At 28.1% G+C, this 15,300-nt stretch carries 8 protein-coding genes and 1 pseudogene; 5 read left to right on the top strand and 4 right to left on the bottom strand.

Annotated elements, in window-relative coordinates; genetic code table 11:
- Positions 1 to 238: 238 nt before the first annotated feature.
- Genes CXF68_RS13030 through CXF68_RS13020 form a run of 3 tightly spaced genes read left to right on the top strand, consistent with a single transcriptional unit; the run spans position 239 to position 6,053 of the window.
- Entirely contained in the window at positions 239 to 3,328 is a 3,090-nt protein-coding gene (locus tag CXF68_RS13030; protein WP_101045303.1) for a hypothetical protein, read from the top strand.
- Positions 3,328 to 4,539 (top strand): hypothetical protein, encoded by a 1,212-nt coding sequence (locus CXF68_RS13025; protein ID WP_101045302.1) that lies wholly within the window; start codon positions 3,328 to 3,330, stop codon positions 4,537 to 4,539. Before CXF68_RS13030 ends, CXF68_RS13025 begins: the two co-directional genes overlap by 1 nt.
- The gene (locus CXF68_RS13020) at positions 4,533 to 6,053 is read left to right on the top strand and encodes a glycoside hydrolase family 2 TIM barrel-domain containing protein (RefSeq protein WP_101045301.1); all 1,521 of its coding nucleotides are present in this window, start codon (positions 4,533 to 4,535) and stop codon (positions 6,051 to 6,053) included. Before CXF68_RS13025 ends, CXF68_RS13020 begins: the two co-directional genes overlap by 7 nt.
- A 7-nt stretch (positions 6,054 to 6,060) precedes the next feature.
- On the opposite strand, the gene CXF68_RS13015 is transcribed toward CXF68_RS13020, so the two are convergent.
- From CXF68_RS13015 to CXF68_RS13005, 3 genes are all read right to left on the bottom strand, one after another.
- Complete coding sequence (locus CXF68_RS13015) at positions 6,061 to 7,248, bottom strand: glycosyltransferase (RefSeq protein WP_101045299.1); 1,188 nt, start codon at positions 7,246 to 7,248, stop codon at positions 6,061 to 6,063.
- A gap of 60 nt (positions 7,249 to 7,308) precedes the next feature.
- Positions 7,309 to 8,559, bottom strand: coding sequence for an oligosaccharide flippase family protein (locus CXF68_RS13010; protein WP_101045297.1), 1,251 nt, complete (start codon positions 8,557 to 8,559; stop codon positions 7,309 to 7,311).
- Between the two features lie 604 nt (positions 8,560 to 9,163).
- On the bottom strand, positions 9,164 to 9,442 hold the full coding sequence (locus CXF68_RS13005) for a hypothetical protein (RefSeq protein ID WP_101045295.1): 279 nt from the start codon (positions 9,440 to 9,442) through the stop codon (positions 9,164 to 9,166).
- Positions 9,443 to 9,584: 142 nt separating this feature from the next.
- On the opposite strand from CXF68_RS13005, the gene CXF68_RS13000 reads away from it, so the two are divergent.
- A complete protein-coding gene (locus tag CXF68_RS13000) occupies positions 9,585 to 11,660 on the top strand; it encodes a tetratricopeptide repeat protein (RefSeq protein WP_101045294.1) in 2,076 nt (691 codons plus the stop codon).
- Between the two features lie 51 nt (positions 11,661 to 11,711).
- Here the strand turns inward: CXF68_RS13000 and CXF68_RS12995 are convergent, their stop codons facing one another.
- Entirely contained in the window at positions 11,712 to 14,159 is a 2,448-nt protein-coding gene (locus CXF68_RS12995; protein ID WP_101045293.1) for a DUF4114 domain-containing protein, read from the bottom strand.
- A gap of 269 nt (positions 14,160 to 14,428) precedes the next feature.
- Here CXF68_RS12995 and CXF68_RS12990 point away from each other — a divergent pair.
- Positions 14,429 to 15,277 (top strand): annotated as a pseudogene (locus CXF68_RS12990) (IS1595 family transposase).
- The last annotated feature ends 23 nt before the right edge of the window (positions 15,278 to 15,300 follow it).

The raw sequence follows: 15,300 nt of genomic DNA, 5'->3' as shown, positions 1-15,300 counted from the left end.
ATTTTATACATTTATTAATATAATTTACTATAATTATAATTTACTATAGATGAATGGTAATTTGCTTCTGTTTAATGTATGTTATACTTTAATTAAAAAATTATATATTTACTAATAAGAACCATTTGAAATAATTAACAAACAATTATTTACTAAAAATTATTAAATTTTAGTAAAAACTATAAGTCAAAAAAAACAGCTTATATCTAAGACAATTTATTTAAATAAAAAAAGCCTTTTGAAAGAAACTTCTAATAAGTATTTAATTACCGCTTTGCTATTAGGGCTTGCATTTCATGGTACTTCTATCTTCTTTACTTTAGAAACCACCTATGATGCATTAATTCATTTATTTTTTGCAGATCATTACGCTAACAGTTGGTTTGAACCCTGGAATTATAAATGGTACACAGGGTTTACCGTTATGAGTTACCCTCCTTTAGTACATCAATCTATTGCCGCTTTATCATTTATTGGTGGTTTAAAGTTTGGAATGTTCTCAGTAGCACTTATTGCTATTGTTTTGTTTATTACAGGTGTATATCGATTTTCTTTATTAATTACCTCTCATAAACAATCGGCAGGGTATGCAGCTATATTAGCTGTATTTTCTTCCTCTTTTATAGAAACCTTGCATATTTACGGGCAATTACCAAGTATTATCGGAATTTCCGTCTTAATGCATGCCTTACCCGAAGTCTATTTATGGTTAAAAACAGGTAAATACTGGTATTTAGCAACGTCACTTTCTTTAATTTCGGTAACGGTTACCTCACACCATGTAACTCCTATATTTGGAATGATTTTTTTTATTTTTCCATTGATAGGTTTAGTTATTATGGACGCTTCTAAAGAAGAAGTAAAAACCATGGAAGCAGTAAATTTTAAAGTGTTCTTAAAATATTTCACAAAGCTTTTTAAGCGTATGATTGCTTTTGGAGGTTTATCTTTAGTAATTATTATTGGTTGTTTACTACCCTATTGGATCAATTCTAAAAAGAATCCAATTACCCAGGTTCCTATTCCGCATGGGTCACGTGATAATTTTTTAGAAATCACCTCCTCTGGATTGGTGTTTTTTGTAATTCCTTGGGGAATACTATTAATTCTTTTACCTTATTTTTTTTACAGATATTATAGTAAACGATACTTATTTTTTGGTCTTTCATTTACTATCTGTGTTGTTTTAGGTACCGGTGGTACGACCCCTATTCCAAGAATGGTTTTAGGAGAAACAGCTTTTAATATTTTAACATTAGATCGTTTTACTTTATGGGCATCTATAATGGCACTGCCTTTATTAGGTGAATTTACTTTTCGGTTTGTAAACGGTGATTTAAAAACATTAATTCAGGCTAAATTTGGTGCAATATATCATCGTATTATTGGTGGAATTTTGGCATGCTTATTTGTATTCATGACTATTTTCACCATGAGTTTAGGCCATTTTAGACCATCACAACCTCAGAAAATAAAAATGTTACCTATTGTTAATTTTTTAAACCAAGATGATCATGATCAATGGCGCTTTTTAACTTTAGGATTTGGTGACCAAATGGCTTGGTTAAGTTCCTTAACAAACGGATTATCTGTAGACGGGAATTATCATTCTGCAAGACGACTACCTGAGCTAACTACACGACCTATTGAGCGTTTAGAGAATTCAAAATTTAAAGGAGTCGCAGGTATTGGCTCTTTACAGCAATTTTTAACCACCCCTGCAAAATATAATTTAAAGTATATTTTTTCTAACGACAAATTTTACGATCCCGCCCTTTATTTTTGTGGCTGGCAGCGATTACGACAGTTAGAAAACGGTATTATGGTTTGGGAACGTTTAGACATCCCTCCACTTTCTTCTATTTTACCAAAAGAAGACGTAAGTAAATGGCAAAAAATTATTTGGGGACTAATGCCTTTTATAACTGTGCTTATTGCTTTTATCCTAAACATACAAATGTTATGGGTAAACACCTTAAAATCAAAACCTAGAAAATATCTTGAGTTTTTAAAGTTTCAGAATAAGTATACTAATTTCTCGAAAGGTCTTTTAAAATTCACACATATTTGGTCTGTTTTTTTAGCCATTATTTTAAGCTATGGTTTTTATTATTTCTATATTAAGAATGATGTACACCGAAATCCTGAAAACGCAATTATTGCCTATTATGATGCGTTAGATTTTAAAGAATTTGAAAAAGCTTATAGCATAATAGATCCGAAGAGTAATGTAACCATTGCGCAATTTATGCTCGAAACTTCTGTTACCGATGGTTTATTAAGTAGTTATGCAAAACTAAATGCGATTACCACTACAACACTTCATAAAACAGACAGTTCTGCTATTGTTAAAATAGCTACAGATTGGATTACTCCGCTAGAAAAAATTAGCAAAGAGGAATATAAATCGCTCATCAAACAAAAAGGAAAATGGTATATACAGCCTCAAGAATTAAACAACGATTTACCCCCCGACCAATTGTATTCTAATAATAGTACTAGCTATTTTAACCAAGGAAGAAGACGTATTACTACCGAACAGACACTACATGAAGATGTACTAAAACAACCTGTATTAGAAGTACTCTCTGCTAAACTGGTGAAATTTAAACAGCATTATGCGATTATAGGTGAGCTCCAAAATATAGATAATGTTCCAGCTGATATTGTATTAAAAGGAACTTTGTATAATGATGCGAATAAACAACTAGCAACCTATGATGCTAAATACCATGTAAAACATAAATTAATGCCTAAAGAAACCAGTTCTTTTAAAATTAATTTTGAAGGTATCGCTTGGTCTAACACCAAAGATTCGATTCCAAAAATATTTAATCCTGATGAGTTTACGCCAGTTGCTTTTGAAGAACAACCTACCAAATTCAATTTACATATTGCAGGAAATGTTTCTGGGTCTGATTTATACAAAAATATTGTTTTAAGCGATATTGAAATACAGCCAAAAACCATTACAGGAAGTATTTTTAACAGCGGTTTACAAGAAATTACGGTACCACAACTTTTAGTTAGTTATTATTCTGAAAATAAAGACTTACTTTGGGTAGACCATCTATTTGTTAAAGAAGGCATTCGTCAACAACGCAAACACCCCTTTGAATACAAAGTATTAGCATGCGATTCTATAAAAACCATTTATACATATATGAAAAATGTTTTTGTAAACGGTTTACCTAATAAAATAATAGCCCGAAAAATTGCAGGTAAAAGAATAAAAAAACACTCATCTAAAGAATTACAAACGATACAACATCCGTATTTTAAATATATAAATATTGAAATGAACACATATATTGGCAATCCGAATTAATGAAACTTAAATACACATATCTTTTTTTTATAGGATTGGTACTTTTATCATCCTTTTCTATCGTACAAAAAACAGAAACTTCATCAGTAATAGAACTACTCACTAGTGCTACAAATTTTGAAGCAGGAAATGATATTGTCTTAAAATTCTCAACCTCTAATAGTGCTCAACCATTTTTGTATTGCACAAATAGTTATGGTACAACACTTGTTAAACCTCGTTTAAAAAATAACATCCTATCCTATAAACTACCTAAAATTATCTGTAAAAAAAGAGGTATTATTCATTGGAAATTAAACAAAACTTCTCTTATAGGTAAATTGACTATTCACCCCATACAAAAGGTAGCAACTATGGAAACTTATATTGGCCCACCAAGTATTGAAGCTGGTAGAAAAGATTATAGTATGCATATTATTATTCCTACAGATTCATTAGACAATCCGTTAGCAGAAAAAACCCTAGTCACAACTAAACACCAATTTTTACGTCAAGAAAAAAAGGACGCTATCTATATTAAAAACTTAATTGCTTATAAAAACTTGTATTCTCCATTAAAAAGTGGACGTATTTTGGCTTCTTCTGAATGTTTAGCTGAAAATTCTAAAGAGTTTACAATAATTGTATACCCTACAAACCCTACTAATTTCACGATTTCAGCAGCAAGGCACCATTCGTATGCTGATGGAAATCAAATCACTACTTTTTATTCTTCTATTATTAAAGACGCCTATAATAACATTGTAAGCGATGGTACCTTTGTTAATTTTTTTATCAAAAATAAAAAAGGTAATACTTTAAAAACATCTGGAACTACCATTAAAGGTATTGCTGCTGCAAAAATGATTCATCCTGATTATAAAACTACCTGGAGTATTAAAGCCTATGTAGAAGGTATGGCTGAAAGTAATACGATTAGTGTAAACTATCAACAAGTTTTAAACGATTTTAAAGTTGATTTCTCTAAAAATAACAGAATTATTACAATAGGCCCTTTACAAAGTTTTATGCAACAGATGATTCCTGATGGATTGGTAGTGCGCCTTTTTGTTTATAAAAACAATGTGCTTATAAATTCTGAAATAAAAACTTCGTATAACGGCTTTGTAAATTTTAACTTGAATACGGCTGTTTATAAGAAAAGAAGCTATACTATAAAAATTACAACTGCAGGATTAGAAAAAGAATTTAAAACAATAACGCTATGGTAGGTCTTAATAGAAACATCATTCGTGTCATTTTAATAACATCATACATTATGATTACAGCTTTCATTATTGCTGGTGTCAGCGCACTTTTTAGTTATTTAAATACAGGAGCAGACAGAAGTATGATGTTGCATACCGAAATTAAAAAAGAAGTTCAATACACTCCTAAAATCACATGGGCTCCTTTACAAAATGAAGGTAGAGAAATGGATATGGAAAATTTGAAAAATCTAGAACGAGATTATTTAAACGCTTGGTATGTAAAGCATATTGCTTATAAAACGAATACAACTATTGGTATTGAAGATTATTATACAGATCATGCACGTGAAAATATATATAAGATTATTAAAAACAACAAAGAACAAAAAACAGTTATTGATGCTACAACTTTACAGCATCAACTTACTTTAGATTTTTTTAGTGAAGATGGACAGTTAATAGTAGTTACAGATACGGATGTTATTGAATACAAACGTGTTTTAAAAAACAAGCAACTCATTTTAGATACTTCTGAAAAATCGACTTACAAAATTATTTTTTTATTAGAAGACGGTTTTTGGCGTATTCGGCACTTAGTTAAAGAGAATAGTGAAAATCACATTCTTAAAAATAAAGCTACCCCAACAGATAGTTTACATATAAAAGGTATTAATTATTACCCCAAAAATACTCCTTGGAATATGTTTGGTAACACTTTTAATAAAGAGACTATTAACAATGATTTTAAAATAATTAAAGAAGCTGGTTTAAATTCGGTACGTATTTTTATACAGTATGAAGATTTTGGAAAAGCAACTGTTAAAAATGATAAACTAACCAAACTAATACAAACTTTAGACCTTGCAAAAGCTAATAACTTAAAGGTTGTATTAACACTCTTTGATTTTTATGGTAATTATTTTGTACTAGATTGGACTTTAAACCAACAACATGCGACGACTATTATTAAAGCTGTAAAAGACCACGATGCTTTACTTGCTTGGGATATTAAAAACGAACCTAATTTAGATTTTAAAACAAGGGGAAAAGAAATTGTAATAGCTTGGTTAAATAATATGATTAACTTAGTAAAATCAATAGATACTAAACACCCTGTTACTATTGGTTGGTCTAACACTAAAAGTGCTGTTATTTTAAAAGAAAAAGTTGATTTTATTTCTTTTCATTATTATGAAAGTTTAGAAAACCTATCAACTTCTATACAAGAACTAAGAAATAAAATTCCGAATAAACCTTTAGTTATGCAAGAGTTTGGAATTTCTTCTTATAATGGTTTTTGGAAACCCTTTGGAAGCTCTAAAAAAGATCAAGCTAATTACCATAAAAAAGCCCAAGAACTTATTGAATTGAATAATTTACAATTTATGTCTTGGACTTTATATGATTTTGAAAAAATTCCTAAAAGTGTTGTAGGTAGTCTTCCTTGGAGAAAAAACCCTCAAAGAAAGTTTGGTTTTATTACTAAATCTGGTAAGAAAAAAGCTGCTTTTAAATATATTTCAGGTTCTAAATAGTTTATATCTATACTTTAACCTTTTTATTTATAATTTTTTCAAACTCATCTATATAAATTTTTGTTATTTTTTTCATTGGGTATGCCGTTGCCGCTTTATAATTAGCATCTTCTAAATACTTTCTATGACTATTATTTGTTACTATTTTTTCAATAGCACTTGCTAAACTTGTTATACTTGTCGGTTCAAAATACTCTCCTTTATACCCTTCATCTTCTATTAAAGTTTTTAAATCTCCTAAATTTGGCATAACAACAGCTTTTGCATAGCTACCTGCTTGGTGTAAAACTCCTGAACTACCTGTTGTTGATGTATAAGGAAAAACAACGACTGCGCTTTCATTAAAAATTCTTGCAACATCACTTTCTTCAACATACCCTGTAAATGTTAATTGTGGTATCTGTTTATATTTTTCTGCTACTTCTGCTAAATAGCCCTTTACATTTGGGTTATCAGTACCTGCTATTACAATTTCTAAATCTAACCCTGTTTTTTTTCTAATTTCCACGACAGCTTCAATCATATTTTCTACCTTTTTATAGGTACCAAACTTACCAAATGTCATAATTTTTAAAGGTCCCTCAGGTAAATCTTCTTCAGGTTTATCCGGAATCTCAAACGTTCCATGCGGAATCATTTTTATATTACTAACTTTATATTTATTTTCTAATGTTGTAACATATTTATGCATTGTTACAGCAACTAAATCTGCTTTTAAAATTAACTTTGTTAAAGTCGTACCTATAAAATTGTATATTTTTTGAGCTACTTTATTTTCTGTAAATCCTGCGCTTTTTAAATCTACTTGCTCTAAAATATTATGCAATAATACTATCGTTGGTATTTTTTTTATCTTACAAACTAAAGGTAATAGTAGTCCCAAAGCTGCTGCTATTTTTTTGTCTCCAAACTTCATAAACTGTAAATTAAACAATACAGCATCTGGTTTTGTTTGGTTTATTGCTTTATTAACTGATCGTATCGTTTTATAACTATTAAATTTCCAACATTCTTTAACTGTTATTTTACACCCCTCTTCTGTAAACTCAATGTCCTTTGCCCCTGATGTAACATCAGTTAATAAAATTAATTCTGTTATTCTTTCATGCTGCCTAAAATGCTTTGTTAAATAATAAGCATATTCGTTTAACGTTACTTTGCTTGGTGGGTATGCTGTTACAATTGCTAATTTCATGGCTATTCTTTTTTAATTATAGTTTATAATACAACTACATATAGTTGAAGGGAAAAAGATTTAAGTATTTTGTTTTATTAATATAGTATTATCCTTTAAGAAAAAGAAGCTTAATTGAATAAGTAATAATAAAATCATAGTAAATATTTGCATATGTACTACTTGTTCTAAAGTTTTGTGGAATAAAATTATTAAAATTATTTGTAACATCCCAAAAACACCAGAAACAATTACTGGAATATATTTATCTAATGACAAATAATAATATGCAAAAATATTAGAGATTGCAAAAACACCTGTGGCCAAAGCATATTTCCATAATAAAGGTGCTATTTCAAAGTAATCGTTACCAAACAAAATAGTTATAATTTGTTCTGGAAAAATAAAGCTCACAACTATAATTAAAGTTGCAATAATAGAAATATAACCAACATATTTTAATAGAATAGGTAATGTTGGTTTTCCTTCTTTTTTTAATTCAACAACAGTTGGTAATAATAACATTACAAACATCCAAGCAATAAAATAAACAACTCTACCAATTAATGCTAAAGAAGCATATAAACCTGCATCATAAGATTCGAAATAATGTTTTACCAGTAAAATATCACTATTATTTATAATAATTTGTGTTAATTCATAAAATGCAGTAATTATAAAAAAATTACGAACCATTTTTTTTTGAGAATTATCTAATGGTGTTTTTTTAGAAAAAGAAATACTTTTAAAACTAAATGGTATTAAACCAAATACAAAAGACCCTAAAATTCCTATAGCAATTAATATTGACGATTCAATATTAAAAAAATACAATAACCCGAAAGTAATTAATAAACGACTTATCATTTCTAACTGATAAGTAATTGATAATGATGTTAACCGTTTTTTACCTTGAAAAATACCTCTATTTACACTCATTAAAAAATAAAGAGGAACTCCTAAACCAAATATAACAAACATATTATAGGAAGTTGTTCTAAAAAAATATTGTAATTCTTTAGAAAAAACTATAATTAATAATCCTAAAAATATACTTGTAATAAAAGCATTTTTATAAACTTTTAATATAAATTTTTCAAAAATTAATCCTTCAAAAATTACTGAAAATTTTGCTGTTACTAACTGAAAAGTCATTGCAACAAAAGAAAGTACTAATAAAAAAGTGACCATAATGGCTGCATCAGCAAATTTTTCAGGCCCTAAAAACCTACCTAATAATAAATTATATAAATAGTTACCTCCATTTACTAGTAAAACACTTATCATAAACAATTGTTCTGACGAAATTTTATACTTTAAAACTTTAGGCATCTTTTTCTTAATTTAATATACGTATCTCTTCAAAATTATTTTTTCTAATTCAGTTTATTTCTTATTAAGAACCTAATTATATTTTAGAGATCAGTAGATAGTTACTTCTATTTTAATTGAAATATCTTTAAAATGTCTCGTTGAGCGCAGTCGAAACCTATTTTTAGCAGGCTAATAGTTCTCGAAACTTCGTTTGCTACTTTCAATCAAATTGTCATTTGATTTCAGTAATGCTCGAACAGATAATAAGAATTACATAAATCTTCTTAAAATTATATATCTATTGATGAGTATTTAACTACTTACCTCTTTCTCATTTAATACATTAGCTCAAAAATCAAGATTTATTATAGTTTATTTCTAATCAATCTAAAAACACAAATAATATTACACACCTTTTAAACCAACAATTGTTTATAAACAACTGAATATCAAATTCAAAATGTAAGTAACAAAAAAAAAATAAAACATAACTGTTTTATTTTTTTTATTTCATGGGGATATATTCTAACATCTAGAAAAATAAGTTTTCTTATTTTTTTCATTAAAAGAGCTGTAAGGATGTACTTTTATAAAATTAATATCTTAATTTTTATTTAACTCATTATGCTACATTTATTTCATTAAAATGATCATAAATATCTTTACATCCATAACCTGTAACAGAAAATAGCTTATCATTTTTTAAGGCAATAGCTGTTAGTGTACTTATTGCATCTAAACCTTCTTTACTTATTTCTTTTACATTATCAATATTTATAGTTACATCTTTACATTGCTGTAAATTATGTTCAAAATAGACAATAAAAAATCTAGAGGTTGTGTTATTTAATTTTCCGTTTAAATAAAAATTTCCTTTTTTTTGTGAGATCTGTAAAGCCATAATTTTATAGTTTAATGATTAATTACATTACAAATATCATCTTTAAACTCCTAAAAAAGTATCGATTATCGATGAAAAACCATTTTATATCGTTCAATGTGTGGATGCTATTCCTTAACTTGCATATAACAAAAAAATGAAAATGAAAATTAAAAATATCATACTTCTATTTTTCTTTCTTATTACCGCTTCTCTATATTCTCAGAATATGAAAGAAGGTTTTACCTATTTAGAGACTGGTAAATACGAACAAGCTGAAACCTTTTTTAAGCTTATTTTAAAATCATATCCAAACAATAAAACAGCAAGGCTTTGTTACGGTAGAGCCGTTGGTTTAAAAGGGAATGCTAAAAAATCAGTTTCTTTATTTACAAATCTTTTAAAAGATTTTCCTACAGATTTTGAGGTGAAATTAAATTATGCTGAATCTTTACTTTGGTATAAAAAATATAAAAAAGCTAAAAAATATTATAAAGCTCTTCTAGAAGAAAATAACAAAAGTTTTCCTACTCTTTTAGGCTATGCCAACACATTATCGAATCTAAAAGATTATGATAATGCTATTATTTATGTTGATAAAGCTTTAACTGTTTTACCTAAAAATAAAAATGCGCTAATTTCTAAAAAATACATGCGTTTAGGTTTAGCTAATAATAAGGTCAATGCTCAAAATTATCTTGAAGCTGAAAAAATATTGAAAGAAAATTTTAAGGACTTTAAAAACGATAAAGAAACTTTATTAAACTTAGCAAACCTATACTTAATCTCAAACCAAATAGATAAAGCTAAAAAAACGTACAAAACTATTGGTGAAACCCCTGAAAACAAATTACTCTCTTTAAATGGAATTTCTCTAGCCCATCATCTTGATAGTGATAATAAAAAAGCATTAGAAATTAGCAAAAAAGCAATTAACCTTTTAAATGCAACAACAAATACAAATATTAAAAACCAAACAAAAGAACGTTTTATACAAGCTTTAATTTGGAATAAGAAATACTCGTTAGCTAAAAAAGAAATTAACTCTTTAATTTTAAACAATAAAAATCCAGAAAGTTGGATATTATCATTAAGAGCTACTTTAAACATTTACAAAAGTGATTTTAAAAAAAGTATCGCTGATTATAATTTAATTTTAAAGAAAGATAGCACTTCTTTTGATGGGAATTTAGGAAAAGCAAATGCCCTAAAAGCTTCTGGATATTTTGTTAATGCTTATAAGAGTGCTGAAAAGACGTTGTCTTTTTATAAAAATCAAAAAGATGCGACTAATTTCATCAAAAAATTAGATAGAAGTTTCACTCCTTTTGTAAAAGTAAAAAGCTCTTATTCTTTTGATAATGGAAATAACGAAACATATTTATACGCTGCTAATTCTGAGTTTTCATTTACAACAAAGCTCAAACTATTAGGTAATTATAGCTACAGAACAACTGCAAATACTGTTACTAATGTAAATGCACACTCTAATAATTTTTTATTAGGATTATCATATCAACTATTAAACAATTTAACTTTTAAAGGTAGTTTAGGTATTACAGCTTCTAATACTGAATCGAAAAACTATAAGGAATTACTAGCAGATTTATCTTTAAATATAAAACCTTTTAAACTTCAAAACTTAGAATTAGGGTATAAAAGAGAAATTCAGAATTTTAATGCTGACTTGTTAGATAGACAAATTGTTCAAAATAATTTTTTAGTAAATTATAGTTTAAATACAAATTTTAAATTAGGGTGGTATACACAATATTACTACACTACTCAAAACGATAATAATACTCGAAATTTACTTTTCACCTCATTATATTACAATATTTTAGAGAAGCCTTCTTTAAAAGCAGGGCTTAACTATCAGAATATATCTTTTAAAAATCAAGTTCCTTCAATTTACTTTAGCCCTAGTAAATTTAGCGCAGTAGAAGTTTTCTTTAATATTATAAAAGATGAAACTATTGCTAAAAATAAAGAATGGTTTTATGAATTAACTGCTGCAACTGGTTTTCAATATATTGAAGATGGTAAAAAACAAAGTACTTATAGAGTACAAGCTAAATTAGGTTATAAATTCTCAGAACGTAGTTTATTAAACATTTATGGTACTCAAAGTAATATAGCCTCAGCAACAGCTACTGCTTCAAATAATGGCTTTACTTTTACAGAAGTAGGTTTGCAGTTTAAATGGTATTTTCTTAAAAAACCTTTCTTTAAAAAGTAAGAGCAAAAGAATTAACTTTTGCTCTTACTTTTATTCTTTCAACTTACTAAGTTAATTAATAAGTAGTTTTAAAGAATTATACTTTTTATTATTGCTTATTATTTTACATATATACATTCCAGAAGTTAGATTTTCTCTACTAACAGGTATTAAATTGCTACCAATCTCTGTTGTATAATTAGTTTTATACACTAACTGCCCTAAGTAATTATATATAATTAATGTAACTTCTTCATTTTGATCTGCTGTAAAGTAAATATTCCCAGAACTGTTTATTGGATTCGGTATTGCTAAAATTTTATTTGTTGTTACTAAATTTTCATCAAACTGATTAGCTTTCAATCCAAAAGATACATCATTAACTGCTATTGTAAATGGAACATAGGTAGCGTAATCTCCTTGTAATGAAAAAACAATTGTTTTTATATCTGTAATTTCTCCAGGGTTTCCATTTTTATCAAGAAAATCATTAAAAGAAATGGTGTATAATTTTTCATTGTCATTTACTGGTATTGTTATTCTTAATCGATTCTCCCAATCAGCTATTCCATCTTGAACTAATATAACCTCTACTGGTTTTGTATTCTGAATTTTAAACTGAATTGATTCATAACCTGATACATCTAATGTTTGGTCTCCAGCCAATACGTGTCTAAATAAATTAAGAGTTCCTTTTATTTCACCACTTACTATTGGCTCTCTTTCTATTTGATAAATATCTTCACCATTATCTTTATCATTATCATTATTTTCAATACTAAAAGAATTTACACGTACATTTTCTTCTAAATAATCAATCCCCCAAGGACCATCGGCTAAATACAATGCATCTTGTTGTTTTGACGTATTTGTACTTAAAGAAAGTCCTATATCAAATAATTGACCTGTAGGAATAATTATAGTTTCATTCCATGCACCTGTTAAATTAATAACTTCTGACATATTTATTCTATCTGAAACTTCTGTTCTGGCTAAAACAGCTTCAAAATTTAAAGAGCTTGCTTTTGTTTTATTAATAATGTTTAAATGTATGTTTCCGTTTTTGTAGTAACCAGAGCTAACAAATACTGATGGTACTACATCTTCTAACGTTGAGCTTTTTAATGGTTTTATTGATTTGAATGTATCTAAAATATGATTACTAATCGTAAAAACCTGAGAGAATGAGCTTCCCCATATCTGAAAATTATAATAATCTCCTCCTGGATATTGTTCTATATTCCAAAAACTATACAATTCATTTGCTGTAGCTCCTAATTTAATCGAAAAACCTAATGTGTATTCTACTTCACCGGTAGCTCTTTTTATTTTAGAACTTATTACTTGATGCCCTCTAACGGTTACTGTTCTTACATCTTCTAAAACCGAATTATTTAATCGATCGCATATTTCTTTTGAATGATCATAAACATCTCCTTTTGTTGCTGTAGCCAAAACCGCTGAGGTTCTCTCTTCTCCGGTATATAAATCAACTGAGAATATTTCCTTTGCATTTGTAATACCTAATAAATCTTCAGGCGTAGATACGAATGCCTTTTCTGTACCGTACATTCCTGTAGCTGGTAAAAAAGCTTCTATGCTAGATGGATTTACTCCTTTTGATAATAATGTAGCTTTCTTTTTATACCTTCTCTGTAACCTTTTTTTATTAAATAAGTTACCATTTTTCTTACGTTTGAAATTTCTTTGTGCTATTAAATTTGCTAACTTACCATTACTTTCTAACCCTCCATCGAATGCTGATGTTACATCTGTTGCACTAGATACGTCTGCATAATTTGAAGTTGTTAACGCTGAAAAAGAACTTGCTGTTACAAAAAAAACTGCATCATTAAAATCATTATCACAATTACCATAATCACGTCTAATATCTTCAAACCCTAGAATAAGACGTTCATTTGTTGGGTCATTCAGAAACACATTATGATGTCTTAAATTTCCATCCGCTTCAGGATTATAATCTGGGTTTGAATATAACTGCCAATATCCATTTAAAACTTTTACTTGACTATAACTCCACGCATTAGCTAGTAATACCCACCCAATACCTGTACCTGCTGGGAAATTTCCTATTTTCACTTTATCTCCTACCTGAAGTCCTCCTCCACTTCCTAATGCAGAAGCATTGGGAAATATAATCGTAATATCTTCTGCGTTTGGTACTGTTGCTGGTAGATTATTAATATCATAAGTGTAAAATCCTAACGAGTTTCTATACCCAGCTCCTTCACTAACAAAAGTAACCCAAACATCTGCTGTTTCACTTAAAACAACATTAGTCTCATATCCTGAAGATATATAATGCGGATTGTAGTCTGGTACGGGGTAACTTTCTGGAAGAGAATAACTAATCATATCTAATGTAGGATACGATATATTATCTCCTGGAGATTCTAAATAAAGAGGTGTTCCGTTTGATGTATACTCCCCAAGATATTGATAATTTTGAGCATAAATCGTAGCTGTTGTTATTACTAACAAAAATAGTAGTTTTTTCATAGTATATGTGTTTAGTGTTTATACTATAAATTTAACCACTTATTAAAAACAAACTTAAACCACTAGTTATATGGTAATTAAAAATAGATGAGATGCAAATATCTTATGTTTAAACAATATTTATTTTTAAAACCTAATAAGTATATATAAAGTTTTAGCTTTATATATTTGATTTAACAAAAGGACGTCAATTATTATTTACCTATTACATTTTATTGAGTTAATCCCATTAAAATAGATTCTATGAAACAATTTGAGGGGGGGTAGATATATTAAACTTTATAAAAGAACTACCCAATGATGAAGCTTGTAGGGCTTATTTGGCAAAAACAAAATGGCAAGATGGCTTTAAATGTATGAAATGTGGTCATACAAAAGAATGTAAAAAGTCAAGTTACAACTATCATTGCTATAATTGTCATCACGTAGAAAGTGCAACGCGAACACACTGTTTCATAAAGTCAAATTTGGTTTACAAGAAGCCTTTTGTGTCGCTTTTAAGATGAGTATTAGTAGCAAAAGTTGAGTATTCAAATGGGAAAACGTTTTAGTATACGACAAGGTAGGTACAGCGTGGTATTTTATGCAAAAAGTACGTAAATCAATGAAAAGTAGCCAAAAATATCCTTTTAAAAAAAAAAATCCATGTTGATGAATTTACTGTAGGTGGAAAAGAAGAAGGAAAAGCAGTGACAACAGTAGAATTGACTGATAACAACAAAGTAAAAAGAGTTTACGTAAAGTCTTATTGAAGATTATTCTGCTAAGTCATTAACGCCAATATTTGAAGAACATATAAATACGTCTACTAAAGTAATAACAGACAAATGGAGAGGATACGAACCATTAAAATAAATTTATGATAGTTGACTCAAAAACATGGTAATAACGGTAAGAATTTTAAGTAATTACACATTATGATTATGCAAGTTAAATCATGGCTTAGAGCAATACCAACACATGTAAGTAAATGGCATATTCATGCTTATCTTGATGAGTTTTGTTTTAGAATTAATCGTTCTCAATTTAATAACAGTATTTTTCATAAAACGATTTGTAAGATGGAAGAGGATAAACCAATATCTAAAAATCAATTAAAACAGAAATTAAACGTATAACTCAAACATTTCATTCAAAAAAC

Source organism: Tenacibaculum sp. Bg11-29 (genome assembly GCF_002836595.1).
Taxonomy (GTDB): domain Bacteria; phylum Bacteroidota; class Bacteroidia; order Flavobacteriales; family Flavobacteriaceae; genus Polaribacter.
Note: the sequence above shows the minus strand (reverse complement) of the source record. Positions and strands in the feature narration are given on the sequence as shown.